The following is a 16,391-nucleotide window of genomic DNA, read 5'->3' as shown; positions in this document are numbered from 1 at the left end:
ATTGGTCGGGCGCGGCGTGCGCCCGTGTTTCTTGCGCACTTATTCGGGCTGGATGCCGGCGTCCTGCATCACCTTGATCCAACGCTCGCTCTCCGCCAGGTTGAAGGCTTCGGCTTCCTGGTAGCTCATGGTGCTGGGCAGCGTGCCTTGCGACTTCAGCGCTTCAACCACCTTGGGCGATTGCGAGGCTTCGATCATGACCTTGTTCAGCTTGGCGATGATGGGCTGCGGCGTGTCTTTGGGCGCCCACATGCCGTACCAGGTGACGATGTCGAAGCCGGGCAGGACGCTTTCCGCGATGGTCGGCACGTCGGGCAGTTCGGCCAGGCGGGTCTTGGTCGTCACGGCGATCGGGCGGATCTTGCCGCTCTGGATCAGCGGGAGAGCCGGCGCCAGCGGCGCGTACATCAGGTCCACGTGGCCGCCCGCGACGTCGGTCAGGGCCGGGCTGCTGCCGCGGTAGCCGACATGGGTGATCTTGGCCTTGGTGGAGGTATTGATCAGTTCGCCCGCCAGGTGCGGCAAGGTGGCCACGCCGGGGGATGCGAAGGTCAGCGAACCGGGTTGGGCCTGGCCCTGCTTGATCAGTTCGCCGAAGGTCTTGAACTTCGAGTTGGGCGGGACGACGGCCACCATCGGCACCGTGCCCAGCACGCCCACCATCTTGAAGTCCTTGATCGGGTCAAAGCTCAGATTCTTGAATTGGGCCGGATAGATGCCCTGCACCGACGGGTTCATCAGCAAGGTGTAGCCATCCGCCGGCGCCTTGGCGACCTGGGCCGTGCCGATGGTGCCGCTGGCCCCCGCGCGGGTTTCGATCACCAGCGGCTGACCCAGGATCTCGCCCATCTGGACCGCGATCAGGCGGCCGACCACGTCTGTCGGTCCTCCTGCCGCCCAAGGCATGATCACGCGGATGGGCTTGTCCGGATAGTCCGCCTGCGCGTAGGCGGTTGCTGCCGGCACGGCCGCCGTGGCGATCGCCGAGCAGGCCGCGGCGAGGAAGGTGCGTTTGTTCATCTACTGTCTACTCCTACAAAGGTGAGATTGGCCGAGGGCAGCGCTGCTTGCAGCATCGCCTTGACCTCGGCCAGCTGTTTCCCCGTGGTGGCTTCGTTCTTCAGCATCCGGCTCAGCGGGCCGGCCACCACGATGGCAAAGGGTTGTTCGTATGCGCGGAATCCGAGCGAAATGGACATCACGTCCTCGACGTTCTCGCCCACCGAGCGCTGCCAGCCGCGCGCCATGCCCGCCTCCAGGTCGCGGTCGAAGGCTTCCCGGCTGGTGAGCGTGCTGTCCGTGTAGGCGGCAAAGCCGCTGTAGGCCTTGAACCACTTCTGCCGTTCTTCCTGCGACAGCACCGATAGCAGCGCCTTGCCGGAGCTGGTGGCGTGCACCGCCTTGAAGCCGCCCGGCTGATGCGAGAAGCGGATGGTCTGCTTGGACTCGGCGACGATCAGGTACACGACCTTGTCGTCGGCCAGCTTGGCCAGCAAGGCCGTCTCGCCCGTCAGGTCCCGCACCCGGGCCAGCACCGGCTCGATCACCGCGTTCAGCGGGTCGCTATGGCAGATCAGGGTGGCCACGTGTATCAGTTTCTGGGTCGGGTAATAGCCGTGCTTCTTGCCGATTTCATAGAGATAGCCGCGCGCCACCATGGTCTTCAGCAGACCATGGCAGCTCGACAGCGGAATTCCCATCTGGGCAGCGATCTCGCTGTACAGCAGGGGCTTCTGCTCCTCGGCAAAGAGGTTCAGCACATCCAGCACTCGGCCGGCGGTTTTCACATCCATGATGTTAGTATCCTATACGTGATAAATTTATGTCAAACAGCATTCAATCGACCAGGAGTTGCAACGCATGAGATGGAAGAACCGTCCTGAGGGATCGAACTGGGGAGATTTCGGGCCTGACGACCAGCGAGGTTGCCTGAATTACATCACCCCCGCGAACGTGCTGAGCGGCATGCGGGAAGTGCGCGAAGGCCTGAGCTTCTGCCTGTCGCTGCCGCTGGATTACCCGGGCGGCAACGGCGTGAACGTGCGGCGCCATCCGCCCAAGCTGCGGCCCACCGAGAGGGACGGCGACCAGTACCTGAATTTCCCGCTGGGACGCCTGCGTCCCGGCTGCGTCGACGTGCTCAGCGACGACATCGTCGAAATGAGCTTGCAGTATTCGACGCAATGGGATTCGCTGGCCCACGTGGGCGCGCTGTTCGACGCCAATGGCGACGGCCTGCCCGAGCGCGTCTACTACAACGGCTACCGGCCCAACGAGCACGTGGTGGGTCCGGTGGACTACGACGTGGACAATGGCTATGCCAAGACCGATCTGGGCCAGGGGCCGGCCTCCAACGCCAAGAAGCTGGACATCACCCAGCTGGCCGAATCGTGCCTGCAGACGCGCGGCGTGATGGTCGATCTGGCGCGCCACTACGGACGGGAGCAGAAGTCGGTCGGCTATGACGAGCTGATGCGCATCCTGGACGCGGACCGGATCGAGATCGAGCAGGGCGATATCGTGCTGTTCCATACGGAATTCGGCGACGCCCTGCTGGAAAAGAACCGCGAGCCGGATCCCCATACGCTGCACGAGATCTGCGCCGGCCTGGACGGCAGCGACGAGAAGCTGCTGCAGTGGATCACCGACTCGAAGGTGGCGGCCATGGCCTCGGACAACCACGCCTTGGAAATCTATCCCACGCAGAAGCCCAATGCCTGCTGCGCGGCGCTGCCTCTGCACCACCACTGCATTTTCAAGCTCGGCCTGCCGATCGGCGAGATGTGGTACCTGGGGGCGCTGGCGCGCTGGCTGACGGCCAACGGCCGCAGCCGCTTCCTGCTGACGGCGCCGCCGCTGAACCTGCCTGGCGCCGTGGGTTCGCCCGTGACGCCGGTTGCGACGGTGTAAAGCGCAGGACCGCGGCGCCTGGCGCCGCGGGTCCTGGGGGCTTCAGCGGCCCACGCGCGCTTCGATCTCGCTTGCCAGATCCGCTACCGAGGTCGCGTAGAAGTAGCTGCGGTTGTACTTGGTGAGCGCGAAGAAGTTGGGCGTGCCGACGCGATATTGCGCCGTGCCTCGGGCCTCCTCGACCAGGTCGACCACGCCCAGCGGCTGGCTGCCCCAGCCCGAGGCCGATGCGCCTGGCTGCAGGCGGGCGCCGGCGGCGGTGAGCGTGCCCCAGCTTTGCTTGGGTTCCAGTCCGCCGTCGACGAGCGCGGTGGGATCGGCAGGCAGCACCACGGGTGCGAACACCGGCAGGCCGCGCTGCCAGCCGTGCTGCGACAGGAAGCTGCCCACGGACATGATGGCGTCGCGGGTGTTGTTGCTCAGGTCGATATGGCCGTTGTCGTCGCCGTCCACCGCGTAATGCATGACGCTGGTGGGCATGAACTGCGGCATGCCGATGGCGCCGGCGTACGAGCCGCGGGTTTCCAGGTCCAGCTTGTCTTTCATGACCAGGGTCAGGAAGTCGGCAAGCTGGCCGCGGAACATGGTGGCGCGTTCGGGCTTGGCGGGGTCCGGGTAGTCGAAGGCCAGCGTCGTCAGCGCATCCAGCACGCGGAAATTGCCCATATTGCGGCCGTACAGCGTTTCCACGCCGATGATCGAGGCAATCACCGGCGCCGGAACGCCGAAGCGCTGCGCCGCCTGGTTGAGCAGGTCGCGGTTCTCGTTGTAGAACTCCACGCCCCAGCCGATGCGCTTGGGTTCGACGAAGCGCGAGCGGTAGGTCAGCCAGCTGCGCCAGATCTTCTTGCCCGGGGGCGACGGCGCGATCAGGCGCGCGACGGTGGCGTTGTAGCGCGAACCGGCCAGCGCGGCGACCATGGGGTCCAGCGGCAGTTGGCGCTCGGTGGCCAGGTTTTCCACGAAAGTGCGGACTTCAGGCCGCAACGTGCCATTGGCGGCCAGCGCGGCGGGGGCGTCGTCCGCCAGTTCGGATCCAGGTGTCGGCGCGCTGGGTCCGATGCGGATGGGGGCCGGGGTTGATTCGGCGGCCGGCTGGCCGGCGACGGTGTTGGGTGCAGAGGGGGCGGTGGTGGAGCAGCCCGCCAGCAGGGCGGAGAGCGTTCCGAGTTGCAGTAATCGCCGACAGATGAACATAATCTTCCTTATGGAGACCATGTATCTTACCCACCCGGCATGCCGCCTGCATGAAATGGGCAGTTGGCATCCCGAAAGCCCCCAGAGGCTGGACGCCATTTCAGACCAGTTGCTTGCCAGCGGCTTGATGCCTTACCTGGACGACCGCCAGGCGCCGCAGGCATCCCGCCATGACATATTGCGGGTGCACACTGTCCAGTATCTGAACAGTTTGCGTGAACATACGCCGGAGCAAGGGTATTTCCCTATCGATCCGGATACGCTGATGAATCCCCATACCTACGAAGCCGCCCTGTACGCGGCCGGGGCAGGGGTGGCCGCGGTGGATGCGGTGATGGGCGGAGAGGCCCGCACGGCCTTCTGCGCGGTGAGGCCCCCGGGGCATCACGCCTGCCGTTCCCAGGCCATGGGATTCTGCTTTCTGAACAACGTCGCTATTGCGGCGCAGCATGCGCTGGACTTCCACGGCCTCTCGCGCGTGGCCATCGTCGATTTCGACGTGCACCACGGCAACGGCACCGAAGACATCTTCGCCGGCAACGACCGGGTGCTGATGTGCAGCTTCTTCCAGCATCCGTTCTTTCCCAATAGCGGCGCCGAGAGTCCCGCTTCGAACATGCTGAACGTGCCCGTGGCCGCGTACACCGGCGGGGCGGCGGTCAGGACCATCGTCACCGATACCTGGCTGCCGGCGCTGGAAGCGCACCGGCCCGAACTGATCCTGGTATCGGCCGGTTTCGACGCGCATCGCGAGGACGACATGGGCCAGATGGGCCTGGTCGAGGCGGATTACGCCTGGATAACAGAACAGCTCGTGGAGGTGGCCGAGCGCCACTGTCAGGGGCGCATCGTCAGCACGCTGGAAGGCGGTTACAACTTGTCCGCCTTGGGCCGCAGCGTGGTCGCCCATATACGAGCGCTGGCGAAGCTGTAGAATCGAGAAAAAATTGTGCAATGCGATCCCGGCGCATGCCGGGTAATTATTTTCCATTTGGAGGCAGCGGGATGAAGGTTTTGGTACCTGTCAAACGCGTCGTTGACTACAACGTCAAGGTGCGCGTCAAGTCTGATCAAACCGGCGTGGATATCGCCAATGTGAAGATGTCCATGAACCCCTTTGACGAGATCGCCGTCGAGGAAGCGACCCGCCTGAAGGAGAAGGGTGCTGTCGCGGAGGTCGTGGCGGTTTCTTGCGGCGTTGCGCAATGCCAGGAAACGCTGCGCACGGCCATGGCCATCGGCGCCGACCGCGGCGTGCTGGTCCAGACCGATGCCGAACTCCAGCCGCTGGCCGTGGCCAAGCTGTTGAAGGCGCTGGTCGACAAGGAACAGCCGCAGCTGGTGATCCTGGGCAAGCAAGCCATCGACGACGATGCAAACCAGACCGGCCAGATGCTGGCCGCGCTGCTGGACTGGCCGCAAGCCACGTTCGCCAGCAAGGTCGAGCTGGCCGATGGCAAGGTCACGGTCACGCGCGAAGTCGACGGCGGCCTGGAAACGCTGACGTTGAAGCTGCCCGCCATCGTCACCACCGACCTGCGCCTGAACGAGCCGCGCTACGTCACGCTGCCCAACATCATGAAGGCCAAGAAGAAGCAGCTGGACACCGTCACGCCTGAAGAGCTGGGTGTGGACGCCGCGCCGCGCCTGAAGACGCTGAAGGTCAGCGAGCCGCCCGCCCGCAAGGCCGGCATCAAGGTGGCCGATGTCGCGGCCCTGGTGGACAAACTCAAGAACGAAGCGAAGGTGGTCTGAACATGACGACGCTGGTTATTGCCGAACACGATAACGCCCAGCTCAAGGGCGCAACCCTGAACGCCGTCGCCGCCGCCGCCAAGATCGGAGGCGACGTGCACGTGCTGGTCGCCGGCGCCAACGCGCGCGCCGTGGCCGACCAGGCCGCCGCCGCCGCCGGCGTGGCCAAGGTCCTGCTGGCCGACGCGCCGCAACTGGCCGACGGCCTGGCCGAGAACGTCGCCGCCCAGGTGCTGGCCGTGGCCTCGGGCTACAGCCACATCCTGTTCCCCGCGACCGCCTCGGGCAAGAACGTGGCCCCCCGCGTGGCTGCCAAGCTGGACGTGGCGCAGATCTCCGACATCATCGGCGTGGAATCGGCCGACACTTTCCAACGCCCGATCTACGCCGGCAACGCCATTGCCACGGTGCAGTCGGCCGATGCCGTCAAGGTCATCACCGTGCGCACCACCGGCTTTGACGCCGTGGCCGCGCAGGGCGGTTCGGGTGCGGTGGAAGAAGTCGCCGCCGTGGCCGATTCGGGCCTGTCCACCTTCGTGGGCCGTGAAGTCGCCAAGAGCGATCGTCCGGAACTGGCTGGCGCGCGCGTCGTCGTCTCCGGCGGCCGTGGTCTGGGCAGCGCCGAAAACTTCAAGATCCTGGACCCGCTGGCCGACAAGCTGGGCGCAGCGCTCGGCGCCTCGCGCGCCGCGGTCGACGCCGGCTACGCGCCTAACGACTGGCAAGTCGGTCAGACCGGCAAGATCGTTGCCCCGCAACTGTATGTCGCGGTTGGTATCTCGGGCGCCATTCAGCATCTGGCCGGCATGAAGGATTCGAAGGTCATCGTGGCCATCAACAAGGATCCGGAAGCGCCGATCTTCGGCGTGGCCGATTATGGCCTGGTGGGCGATCTGTTCCAGGTCGTGCCCGAACTGACCGGCGCGCTGTAAGCCACACGCGCAGCCGTATCGAAGGCCCGCCAGCTTCGCGCTGGCGGGCTTTTTTATTATTTTGACGCGAGGACTACACATCTTGTGATTTCAGTATTCCAAATCTTTTGATTTCTCGAAAGATTCTGATAATGTGTTCCGCGCGCAGCTAGATTCGCGCAAGTGCTTGGCCTGTACAGAACGAAGGAGATTCGGGATGGAATGGTTCTTTGACACTCTGCGAAAATATCCGGAACTTGCGATATTCCTTACCCTCGGTCTCGGGTACTGGATAGGCGCCAAGAAACTCTTCGGATTCAATCTGGGAGCCGTGACTGGCACGCTGCTGGTCGGCGTGCTGGTGGGACAGCTCAATATCACGATCGCTCCCGTCCTCAAGCAGGTCTTCTTCCTGCTCTTCCTCTTCGGTCTGGGTTACGGCGTCGGACCGCAGTTCTTCCGAGGGATGAAAAGCGACGGCCTTCCGCAGGTCATCTTTGCCGTCATTATTTGCGTGATCTGCCTGTTGGTGACATGGGCGACAGCCGTAGGCTTTGGCTTCGATGCCGGCACCGGCGCAGGCCTGCTGTCAGGGGCCCAAACCATTTCCGCGGTCATGGGCGTGGCGACGGACACCATCAACGGCTTGGGCATAGACGCAGCAACCAAAAAGAAATGGATTGACAGCATTCCCGTCGCGTACGCGGTCTGCTACATCTTCGGCACGGTTGGAAGCGCCTGGATCCTGGCATCCCTGGGCCCGAAGCTGATGCGCGTGGACATCGTCAAAGAATGCCAGGAATACGAAGCCAAGATGTCGGGGGGCGCCGACTCGATGGAGTTGTCGGGCTACCGCAAGTTCATCGCGCGCGCCTACAAGCTGGACCGCGAGGAATTCGCCGGCAAGACGGTGGGAGAGCTGGAGTCCCGCTTCGTCGAGGCCCGGGTGTTCGTGGAGCGCATCCGGCGCGGCGACCAGATCATCGACAGCGATGCCAAGACGGTGCTGCAGCAAGGCGACGTGCTGGGCGTGACCGGCAGGCATGATGCGTTGGTTACGCAGGCCGCCGGCATCATCGGCACCGAAGTCGAGGACCGCGACCTGATCAACATGCCCGCCGAGGTCGTCGAAGTCGTCTTGACCAACAAGAACATAGCCGGCAAGACCATCAAGGAAATCGCCGACAGCGAAGCGGGCCGCGAACTGGGACGCGGCGTGTTCCTGCGCAAGGTCGTGCGCGGCGGCCACGACATGCCGATCAACTGGGGCTTGAAGCTTGATCGCGGCGACCGTCTGTATGTGCTGGGCGCCAAGCGCGACGTAGAACGCGTGGTCGGCCGGCTGGGCTACGTGGATCGCGCCACCAGCCAGACCGACATGGTCTTCGTCGGCTTCGGCATTCTGCTGGGCGGCCTGTTCGGCTCTCTGGTGCTGACCGTGGGCGGCGTTCCCGTCACCTTGTCGACCTCCGGCGGCGCGCTGATTTCCGGCCTGATCTTCGGCTATCTGCGTTCGGTGCATCCGACCTTCGGCCGTGTGCCGGAACCGGTGCACTGGTTCCTGACATCGGTGGGGCTGACGACGTTCGTCGCGGTCGTGGGTATATCGTCAGGGCCGGGATTCGTGCTGGGCTTCCAGCAATTGGGCGCCAAGCTCTTCATCGCGGGCATCATCGCCACCAGCGTTCCGATGATCGTGGGCGTGTACATTGCGCGGTATGTATTCAAGTTCCATCCCGCCATTGCGTTGGGAGTCTGCGCCGGAGCCCGGACCACCACCGCGGCCATCGGCCAGATAACTGAAACGGCGAAGAGCCAGGTGCCTGCCCTGGGCTACACGGTTCCTTACGCCATCGGCAATACCCTGCTCATCATCTGGGGGATTGTCATCGTCATGCTCATGTCCTAGCAGAACGCCCCGCCAGCCCCGCGCTTGCGGGGCGTTTTGCAAGCGCGCCGGCGCGGCCGGCGACGCTCAGCGCCTGTCACCATGCAAACCAGGAGTACTGAACAATGGCTTCCACCGCGCCTCTTACCGTCAGCCTGGCTTCGGCCTTGAAAACCACCCGTTCGCGCCAACGCGACCTGGAGCAGCTTTCTCCGTTTGAACTCAAGGACTACCTGATCACGCTGGCCAAGGACAACCAGCACACCGCCGCGATCACCATGCTGAACGCGGGCCGCGGCAACCCTAACTGGATCGCCACCGAACCGCGCGACGCCTTCTTCCTGATGGGCCAGTTCGCGATGAAGGAAGCGCGCCGCGTGCGCGACGAGTCCATCCTGGCGGGCATGCCGGCCAAGAAGGGCTGCGCCGACCGGATGCGCAAGTTCCTGGCCAAGCACAAAGGCATGGACGGCTACGATTTCCTGGTCGGCGTGCTGGAGTACGGCGTCAAGGTCAAGGGCTTCGACCCCGACGCGTGGGTCCATGAACTGACGGACAGCATCATCGGCGACAACTATCCCGTGCCGCCGCGCGCGCTGGTCCATCTTGAACAGATCGTGCACGATTACCTGATCAAGGAAATGTGCGACGGCCGTCCGCCCAAGGGCAAGTTCGACCTGTTCCCGGTCGAAGGCGGCACTGCGGCCATGTGCTACATCTTCGATTCGCTGATGCAGAACGGCCTGCTCAAGCAGGGCGATACCATCGCGCTGTTCCTGCCGACCTTCACGCCCTATATCGAGATCTCGCATCTGGAGCGCTTCCAGTTCAAGATCGTGCCGATCAACGCCAGCAGCCTGCGGGCCGACGGCACCCATGATTGGCACTACCCGGCGTCCGAAATCGCCAAGCTCGAGAATCCCAAGATCAAGCTGGCGGTCACGGTCAACCCCAGCAACCCGCCGTCGGTGGCGTTCAGCCCGGTCGAGATGAAGCAGATCGTGCGCCTGATCCGCAAGAATCCGGACCTGGTGCTGGTGACGGACGATGTCTATGGCACCTTCGTGCCGAACTTCCGCTCGCTGATGGCGGAAGTGCCGCACAACACCATCTGCGTGTACTCGTTCTCGAAGAACTTCGGCTGCACGGGATGGCGCCTGGGCGTGATTGCGACCCATGAAAAGAACACCATGGACCGCCGCATCGCCGAATTGCCTGCATCCTGGAAACAGCGCCTGAACAAGCGCTATGGCGCCATGACGATGGAGCCCGAAAAGCTCAAGTTCATCGACCGGCTGGTGGCCGACAGCCGCAACGTCGCGCTGAACCACACCGCGGGCCTGTCCTTGCCGCAGCAGGTGCAGATGGGATTCTTCGCGCTGTCGCACCTGATGGACCTGAAGGACTCCTACAAGCACCTGACGATGAAGATCGTGCGCGCGCGCCGCGATGCCTTGTGGCGCGGCCTGGGCATACCCATGCCGCCCGAAGATCCGATGCGCGCCTGGTACTACGTCGAGCTGGATTTCATGGTCTGGGCCAAGATCACGTACGGCGATGCGTTCTGCAAGTACATGATGGCCAACTACGAGCCGGTCGACTTCCTGTTCCGCCTGGCCGAGAAATCCGGCGTGGTGCTGATGGACGGCGGCGGCTTCGGCGGTCCGCCATGGTCGATCCGCGTGTCGCTGGCGAACCTGGACGACGGCGACTACGCCAAGATCGGCAAGCATATGGTCGAAGCCGCCACCGAGTACGTCGAGGCGTGGAAGGCCGGCGAACTGGTGCGTTCGGGCCCGACGGCCGGCAAGGGCCAGACCACGAAGGCGCCCGCGGCCAAGCGCAAGGCGGGCAAGACCGCGGCAGCCAAGAAAGCGGTCAAGAAGGCAGTGAAGAAGGCCGACACGGCGGCGAAGTCCGCCAAGAAGGCCGTGGCGCGCAAGTAGGCGGGCCGGGCAGCAACCTCCAGGGCGACATGACGACATGACTTGTACGGTCGGGTTTTTCAATAGCGTTCCCATCGCAGTGCTGTTTGTGACGGTGGGCTTGGGATACCTGATCGGCAAGCTGAAAGTCGGACCGATCCAGCTAGGCGGCGTGTGCGGAACACTCATCGTCGCCCTGCTGATCGGCCAGACGGGTTGTCAGATGCGCGGCGACCTCAAGGAAGTCGCCTTCGCCCTGTTCATATTCGCGATGGGGTACTCGGGCGGGCCGCAGTTCTTTGCCAACCTGAACCGCTCCAGCTTGCGCTACATCGCGCTGCCTATCATCGAAGCATTGCTGGTGCTGACCATCGTGCTGGCCGCGGTGCCGCTGTTCGGCCTGGACGCTGGGACGGCGGCGGGCCTCGCGGCCGGCGCGGCCACCGAATCGGCCGTGGTAGGCACGGCGGCAGAGGCGCTCAAGCATCTGGGCCTGGCGGATGCCGAGGTCCAGCGCATGGAAGCCAACATCGCCACGGCCTACACGCTGACCTATCTGGTTGGCCTGATCAGCATCGTGTTCTTCACCAGCCAGGTAGCGCCAGCCCTGTTGCGCATGAATCTGCGCGAGGCTTCCAAGGCATTGGAGGAAAAGCTCGGCGTGGCGGCCGGAGAGGGCGAGGACGCGAACATGCCCACCTTGCCGCGGCTGGTGGGACGCTCGCACGTGGTCAAGGACGCGGATGGCAAAAGCGTGGCTGAAGTGGAAGCCGCGCTGGGCGGACGCACCGTCATCAGCCGCATCCTGCGCAATGGCGAGGCGGTGGACGCCACGCCCGGCGACATGCTGGCCACGGGCGACATCGTGGTGGTGCTGGGCTTGCGGCGCTTCGCGCTGCGCGCGGGTTCCGTCATCGGACCCGAAATCCAGCTGCCGGAGGCGCATGCCGACGACTTGCAGCTGAGCGAGCTGGCCGTCATCGTCAACAAGAAGGCCGTCAATGGCCATACCGTCGGCGAACTGGCGAAGCGGCCCAACGCCCAACGCGCACGTGGCGTGTTTCTGCAGTCCATAGTGCGCTCGGGCCATTCCTTGCCGATCACGCCAGCCACCGTGGTGCAGTACGGCGACCTGGTTACGCTGGTCGGCGCCGAGCCCGAACTCTCCCAGGCCGGCGCGGCGCTGGGCAACGAGCTGCGGCGCAGCGGCGTGACCGACCTGGTGTTCCTGGCGTTCGGCATCCTGGCCGGCTTGTTGATCGGCAGCCTGAGCGCGCGGATGTGGGGCATCCCCGTGTCGCTGGGCAGTGGCGGGGGCGCGCTGGTCAGCGGTCTGGTCTGCGGCTGGATCAACGCCAAGCGGCCCTCGATAGGCCACATGCCGGACCATGCCGTGCAGTTGCTGAAGGATCTGGGCCTGGCTGTGTTCGTGGCCTGCGTGGGCTTGTCGGCGGGGCCGGAAGCCATCGCGCTGATCCGCGAGCACGGCGCGGTATTGCCGCTCATCGGCCTGCTGGTGTCGCTGGGGCCTGCCTGCCTGTCGCTGTGGGTGGGACACAAGATCCTGAAGATCGAAGGTCCCTTGCTGGTCGGCGCCATCGCTGGCCAGCATGTCAGCACGCCGGCCATCAGCGCCATCCTGACCTCCAGCGGCAGTTCCGTGCCGCTACTGGGCTACACGGTGACCTACGCCATCGCCAACGTGCTGCTGCCAGTGCTGGGGCCGATCATCGTGTCGCTGGCGCACCATCTGGGTTAGCGCGGGCTCTGCTTCAGCAGCGCGCATCCCTGCCACGCCTGATCGTCGATCAGGCGTTTTATTTCGTCCTTGCACAAGGCCATGATCTGGCTCACCGCCGGCGTGGGGGGCAGGCTCTCGCTGGCGCATAGCACCAGTTCGCGCGACAGCGTGTCGTCCAGGGCATGCGCCACGATCGACCCTTCCGCGATTTCGGGCTGCGCGGCCGAGCAGGGCAGGATCGTGGCGGCCATGCCGCTGCGCACCGCGGGGACGAGGATGGCCGAGGTGCTGGCTTCGGCAAACAGATTGCAGGTCAGGCCGGCGGTCAGGAAGGCATGGTCCAGGCGTGCGCGCAGCGTGTTGGGCAGGCTGGGCAGAACCAGGGGCAAGGCGGCGAAGTCCGCGATGGCCAGCGTGCGGCGCGGCAGCGCGACGCTGGCGTGAGCCAGCAGGAACAGGCTCTCGCGCAGCAGCGGCGTGCGCAGCAGTCCCTGCATGGGTTGCTGGTCCGGCGACAAGGAAAAATCGATGCGTCCCTGCAGCACCAGCTTGGTCAGGTCCGCGCTGGGCACATCGACGATTTCCAACACCACCGAAGGCAGCTCCGCCTTGGCCCGGCGCATCAGCGGCAACGCCAGCATGCGCGCGGTGCTGGAGGCCAGTCCTATCGACACCGTGCCGGTGACCTGGTCCCCGGTCTTGGACAGCAGGCTGCGAGTGCTGTCGACCTGACGCAGGATGGTTTGCGCGTGCCGGTACAGCAACAGGCCTTCCGCGGTGGGCTGGGCGCCTTTGACCCCGCGCACCAGCAGTGCGACGCCCAGGCTTTCCTCCAGCAGCGCCATCTGCTGACTCAGCGCGGGTTGCGCCACATGCAGACTTTCGGCGGCCCGGGTCATGTTGCGCATTTCAACCACCCGGACGAAGTACTTGAGCTGACGCAGATTCATTGGATAAGAAAATCTTATGAATGGATCGGAAAACAGTATTTTCGGGACCTGTGAAGCGCTGCCTAGAATGGGCTTCGCATCACGGGAGGACGAACATGAGTCTGCCATTGGCAGGGCTGAAAGTGCTGGATCTGACTCGGGCCCTTTCCGGGCCTTTCTGCACAATGATTCTGGGAGACCTGGGCGCCGAGGTCGTCAAGGTGGAACCCATGCCCGCCGGCGAGATGGCGCGGCAGTGGGGCCCCTTCGATGACGACATAAGTGTTTATTATCTTAGTGCCAATCGCAGCAAGCAAGGCATAGGCGTGGACTTCCGCAAGCCGGAAGGGATCGCGCTGCTGCGCAAGATGGCCCTGGCTTCCGACATCGTGGTCGAGAACTTCAAGGTCGGAACGATGGAGGCGATGGGCCTGGGATACGAGGCGTTGGCGCAAGAGCATCCGGGCTTGATCATGGCGTCGATTTCCGGCTTCGGCAGCAAGGGGCCGGCGCGGGACTGGGCCGGATTCGATCAGGTCGCGCAAGGCTATTCGGGCTTCATGAGCCTGACCGGCACGCCGGAATCGGGGCCGATGCGGGTGGGCGTGGCCGTGGGCGACTTGAGCGCCGGCATGTGGCTGACGATAGGAATACTGTCCGCCGTCGCGCAGCGTGCCTCGACCGGCCGCGGGCAGCATGTCGAAACCTCGCTGCTGGCGGGCCTCATGGCGTTGCTCAGCGTGCAGGGCCAGCGCTACCTCAGCAAGGGGGAGATCCCGGAACCCTGCGGCAACGTGCATCCGGTCATCGCGCCCTACGGCACATTCGAGACCGCGGATGGGCCGCTCAACCTGGCGCCCGCGACCCAGGCGATGTGGGTCAGGCTTTGCGGCATTCTCGGACTCTCCCATCTGGTGTCCGACGAGCGGTTCCTGACGAACGCCGAGCGCATGCAGCACCGCTATGCGTTGAAGCAGGAGCTGGAGGCGGGGCTCAAGCGCAAGACGCGCATGGAATGGACCGCGCTGATGATCGAGGGCGGCATTCCCGCAGGGCCCATCAATACCCTGGAGGATGTGTTCGCCGACGCGCAGGTGCAGGCTTGCGGACTGGTCCGCTCGTTGACGCATCCGGTGTTGGGCGAATTGCGGCAGGTGGACCTGCCCCTGGGCCTGAGCGGCGCGCAGGCGCCGAGCCGCCGCGCTCCGCCCGTGTTCGGCCAGCACACGCGCGAGGTATTCGCCCGTTACGGGATGGCAGATGCCGAGATCGACCGGCTGCTGGCCGAGGGCGTGGCGCATCAGGCGGAGACGTGCACATGACGGGTCCCGCCGATACGCCCAGCCTTGCCGTCGACGGCCACGTGGCGACCATCCGGCTGCGCAGGCCCGGCCATGCCAACCGGCTCGGGCCGCAGGACCTGGCGGTCCTCAGAGAGCATCTGGACAGGGTCAACGCGGACGACGCCGTGCGGGTGCTGCGCTTTCAATCCGACGGCAAGTATTTTTGCAGCGGGTATGACATTTCGTCCCTGGCGTCCGACAGCGCGCCCAGCTCTCTTTATTTTGGCCAGACCATGGACCTGATCGAGGCGGCGCGGCCAGTGACCATCGCCGCGGTGCAGGGCGGGGCCTATGGCGGCGGCACGGACCTGTGCCTGGCTTGCGATTTCCGCATCGGCACGCCGCAGTCCGACATGTTCATGCCGGCCACGCGCCTGGGCCTGCACTTCTACGCGGGCGGCATGTCGCGCTATGTGACGCGCCTGGGCCTGGACCAGGCCAAGCGCCTGTTCCTGACGGCGGAAAAAATCCAGGCCGACGAAATGCTGCGCATCGGATTCCTGACCGAGCTGGTGCCGCAAGAAATGCTATCGGCCCGGCTGGACGCCCTGAGCGCGCAGATTGCGGCAATGGCTCCGATTCCGCTGTTCGGCGTGAAAGCGCACCTGAACCGCCTCGCGCGGGGCGAGCTCGATCTGGCCGCAATCGAGCAGGCGGTGCTGCGTTCCGAGCAGTCCCGCGACCTGGCCGAGGGCGCGCGGGCGTGGAAGGAGAAGCGCGCGCCGGATTTCACCGGCCGCTGACGCGGCCGGCGCATGACCAGAGAGCCGCGCCACAAGCGGCTCCGATTCCATCAAAGGAGACCCTGATGAAACCTGCTATTGCCGTCCATGGCGCCTTGCTTGCCGCCATCGCCTTGTCCGCGATGTCCGGCGCCGCGCATGCCGCCGATCCTTATCCCTCCAAACCCCTGACCTTGGTGATCGGGTTCCCGCCCGGCGGCGGGGCGGATCAAGTGGGGCGGGTCTATGCGAATGCGCTGGCCAGGCAATTGAAGCAGCCGGTGGTCGTGGAAAACCGCCCTGGCGCCGGTTCCACGATCGGCGCCAGCCTGGCCGCGCGCGCCGCCGCCGACGGCTACACGCTGTACCTGGGGAATTCCAGCGTCATGGGCAGCGACAGCGCCTTGTACAAGGTGGATTACACGCCGGACAATTTCGTGCCCGTGGCCCAGCTCACGACCGGCCCCATGGTCCTGATCGCGAATGCAAAGCTGGGGCTGAAAAGCGTGCAGGACCTGATAGACCGGGCCAGGAGCAAGCCGGGGTCCATCAATGTCGCCTCGTCCGGCAACGGCGTCATCACGCATCTGGCCGCGGTCGAGTTCATGACGCTTGCCAACGTGAAGCTGATGCACATTCCCTTCAAGGGGGGCGCCGCGGCGGCGCAGTCCGTGGCGGCGGGCGACACAGATATCTCGTTCGCCACGGCGCCTTCGGCCAAGTCGGTGATCGATACGGGCAAGGTGGTGGCCCTGGCGGTCACGTCTGGCCAGCCCTCGCGCCTGTTGCCCTATCCGACCATCGCGCAGACCGTGCCCGGCTATGACGTGTCCAACTGGTGGGGAATCTTTGCTCCCAAGGGCACGCCGCCGCAGGTGCTGGACACGCTGTTCAAGGCCAGCAACGATGTGCTGGCGCTGGCCGATGTGCAGCAGGGCATGGCGGCCGGATACGAGGAAGTGACGCCGTCCGCGTCCTTGGCCGCGTTCGGGGAGTATGCCCGCAAGGAAGGAAGCAAGGGTTTAAGATTGGCCAAAGAGAGTCAGGAAACGGCCAATTGATGGAGACCC

Annotated in this window: 14 protein-coding genes; 10 read left to right on the top strand and 4 right to left on the bottom strand. The window is 64.9% G+C overall.

What is annotated here, in order from left to right; all coding sequences use genetic code 11:
• Positions 1 to 39: 39 nt before the first annotated feature.
• Both DXK93_RS19385 and DXK93_RS19380 read right to left on the bottom strand, forming a co-directional pair.
• Positions 40 to 1,020, bottom strand: a complete 981-nt coding sequence (locus DXK93_RS19385) for a tripartite tricarboxylate transporter substrate binding protein (RefSeq protein ID WP_054450908.1) — start codon at positions 1,018 to 1,020, stop codon at positions 40 to 42.
• The gene (locus DXK93_RS19380; protein ID WP_054450911.1) at positions 1,017 to 1,793 is read right to left on the bottom strand and encodes an IclR family transcriptional regulator; all 777 of its coding nucleotides are present in this window, start codon (positions 1,791 to 1,793) and stop codon (positions 1,017 to 1,019) included. The genes DXK93_RS19385 and DXK93_RS19380 overlap by 4 nt, the downstream gene beginning before the upstream one ends.
• A 67-nt stretch (positions 1,794 to 1,860) precedes the next feature.
• Here DXK93_RS19380 and DXK93_RS19375 point away from each other — a divergent pair, with 67 nt between their 5' ends.
• Positions 1,861 to 2,910 carry a cyclase family protein gene (locus DXK93_RS19375; RefSeq protein WP_054450914.1) on the top strand — a complete coding sequence of 350 codons (1,050 nt, stop codon included), beginning with the start codon at positions 1,861 to 1,863 and terminating at the stop codon, positions 2,908 to 2,910.
• A gap of 42 nt (positions 2,911 to 2,952) precedes the next feature.
• On the opposite strand, the gene mltB is transcribed toward DXK93_RS19375, so the two are convergent.
• Positions 2,953 to 4,107, bottom strand: coding sequence for a lytic murein transglycosylase B (gene mltB, locus DXK93_RS19370; RefSeq protein ID WP_119450899.1), 1,155 nt, complete (start codon positions 4,105 to 4,107; stop codon positions 2,953 to 2,955).
• Positions 4,108 to 4,117: 10 nt separating this feature from the next.
• Here mltB and DXK93_RS19365 point away from each other — a divergent pair, with 10 nt between their 5' ends.
• From DXK93_RS19365 to aspT (DXK93_RS19340), 6 genes are all read left to right on the top strand, one after another.
• Positions 4,118 to 5,041 (top strand): histone deacetylase family protein, encoded by a 924-nt coding sequence (locus DXK93_RS19365; RefSeq protein ID WP_082400679.1) that lies wholly within the window; start codon positions 4,118 to 4,120, stop codon positions 5,039 to 5,041.
• A 71-nt stretch (positions 5,042 to 5,112) separates the two neighbouring features.
• On the top strand, positions 5,113 to 5,862 hold the full coding sequence (locus DXK93_RS19360; protein ID WP_013392406.1) for an electron transfer flavoprotein subunit beta/FixA family protein: 750 nt from the start codon (positions 5,113 to 5,115) through the stop codon (positions 5,860 to 5,862).
• A gap of 2 nt (positions 5,863 to 5,864) precedes the next feature.
• Complete coding sequence (locus DXK93_RS19355) at positions 5,865 to 6,794, top strand: electron transfer flavoprotein subunit alpha/FixB family protein (protein WP_054450918.1); 930 nt, start codon at positions 5,865 to 5,867, stop codon at positions 6,792 to 6,794.
• A 196-nt stretch (positions 6,795 to 6,990) separates the two neighbouring features.
• A complete protein-coding gene (aspT, locus tag DXK93_RS19350) occupies positions 6,991 to 8,682 on the top strand; it encodes an aspartate-alanine antiporter (RefSeq protein ID WP_119450898.1) in 1,692 nt (563 codons plus the stop codon).
• A 104-nt stretch (positions 8,683 to 8,786) separates the two neighbouring features.
• Complete coding sequence (locus DXK93_RS19345) at positions 8,787 to 10,607, top strand: bifunctional aspartate transaminase/aspartate 4-decarboxylase (protein WP_119450897.1); 1,821 nt, start codon at positions 8,787 to 8,789, stop codon at positions 10,605 to 10,607.
• 37 nt (positions 10,608 to 10,644) lie between these two features.
• Positions 10,645 to 12,345, top strand: coding sequence for an aspartate-alanine antiporter (gene aspT / locus DXK93_RS19340; protein WP_054450923.1), 1,701 nt, complete (start codon positions 10,645 to 10,647; stop codon positions 12,343 to 12,345).
• Here the strand turns inward: aspT (DXK93_RS19340) and DXK93_RS19335 are convergent.
• The gene (locus tag DXK93_RS19335; RefSeq protein ID WP_054450925.1) at positions 12,342 to 13,277 is read right to left on the bottom strand and encodes a LysR substrate-binding domain-containing protein; all 936 of its coding nucleotides are present in this window, start codon (positions 13,275 to 13,277) and stop codon (positions 12,342 to 12,344) included. The two genes, aspT (DXK93_RS19340) and DXK93_RS19335, sit on opposite strands and share 4 nt — an antisense overlap.
• A gap of 95 nt (positions 13,278 to 13,372) precedes the next feature.
• Here DXK93_RS19335 and DXK93_RS19330 point away from each other — a divergent pair, with 95 nt between their 5' ends.
• The 3 genes from DXK93_RS19330 (at position 13,373) to DXK93_RS19320 (ending at position 16,382) form a co-directional block, all read left to right on the top strand.
• Complete coding sequence (locus DXK93_RS19330) at positions 13,373 to 14,578, top strand: CaiB/BaiF CoA-transferase family protein (protein ID WP_054450927.1); 1,206 nt, start codon at positions 13,373 to 13,375, stop codon at positions 14,576 to 14,578.
• The gene (locus tag DXK93_RS19325; protein WP_119450896.1) at positions 14,575 to 15,342 is read left to right on the top strand and encodes an enoyl-CoA hydratase/isomerase family protein; all 768 of its coding nucleotides are present in this window, start codon (positions 14,575 to 14,577) and stop codon (positions 15,340 to 15,342) included. The genes DXK93_RS19330 and DXK93_RS19325 overlap by 4 nt, the downstream gene beginning before the upstream one ends.
• A 65-nt stretch (positions 15,343 to 15,407) precedes the next feature.
• Entirely contained in the window at positions 15,408 to 16,382 is a 975-nt protein-coding gene (locus tag DXK93_RS19320) for a tripartite tricarboxylate transporter substrate-binding protein (RefSeq protein ID WP_054450932.1), read from the top strand.
• The last annotated feature ends 9 nt before the right edge of the window (positions 16,383 to 16,391 follow it).

The sequence above is a fragment of the Achromobacter sp. K91 genome (genome assembly GCF_003576205.1).
GTDB classification, from domain to species: domain Bacteria; phylum Pseudomonadota; class Gammaproteobacteria; order Burkholderiales; family Burkholderiaceae_B; genus Achromobacter; species Achromobacter aegrifaciens.
The sequence above is the reverse complement of the archived record's forward strand: the minus strand, read 5'-3'. Positions and strand labels throughout refer to the sequence as shown.

Coding starts and splice junctions, on each gene's coding strand:
- DXK93_RS19385 (WP_054450908.1), bottom strand. CDS start 1,020: ATGAACAAACGCACCTTCCTCGCCGCGGCCTGCTCGGCGATCGCCACG.
- DXK93_RS19380 (WP_054450911.1), bottom strand. CDS start 1,793: ATGGATGTGAAAACCGCCGGCCGAGTGCTGGATGTGCTGAACCTCTTT.
- DXK93_RS19375 (WP_054450914.1), top strand. CDS start 1,861: ATGAGATGGAAGAACCGTCCTGAGGGATCGAACTGGGGAGATTTCGGG.
- mltB (WP_119450899.1), bottom strand. CDS start 4,107: ATGTTCATCTGTCGGCGATTACTGCAACTCGGAACGCTCTCCGCCCTG.
- DXK93_RS19365 (WP_082400679.1), top strand. CDS start 4,118: ATGGAGACCATGTATCTTACCCACCCGGCATGCCGCCTGCATGAAATG.
- DXK93_RS19360 (WP_013392406.1), top strand. CDS start 5,113: ATGAAGGTTTTGGTACCTGTCAAACGCGTCGTTGACTACAACGTCAAG.
- DXK93_RS19355 (WP_054450918.1), top strand. CDS start 5,865: ATGACGACGCTGGTTATTGCCGAACACGATAACGCCCAGCTCAAGGGC.
- aspT (WP_119450898.1), top strand. CDS start 6,991: ATGGAATGGTTCTTTGACACTCTGCGAAAATATCCGGAACTTGCGATA.
- DXK93_RS19345 (WP_119450897.1), top strand. CDS start 8,787: ATGGCTTCCACCGCGCCTCTTACCGTCAGCCTGGCTTCGGCCTTGAAA.
- aspT (WP_054450923.1), top strand. CDS start 10,645: ATGACTTGTACGGTCGGGTTTTTCAATAGCGTTCCCATCGCAGTGCTG.
- DXK93_RS19335 (WP_054450925.1), bottom strand. CDS start 13,277: ATGAATCTGCGTCAGCTCAAGTACTTCGTCCGGGTGGTTGAAATGCGC.
- DXK93_RS19330 (WP_054450927.1), top strand. CDS start 13,373: ATGAGTCTGCCATTGGCAGGGCTGAAAGTGCTGGATCTGACTCGGGCC.
- DXK93_RS19325 (WP_119450896.1), top strand. CDS start 14,575: ATGACGGGTCCCGCCGATACGCCCAGCCTTGCCGTCGACGGCCACGTG.
- DXK93_RS19320 (WP_054450932.1), top strand. CDS start 15,408: ATGAAACCTGCTATTGCCGTCCATGGCGCCTTGCTTGCCGCCATCGCC.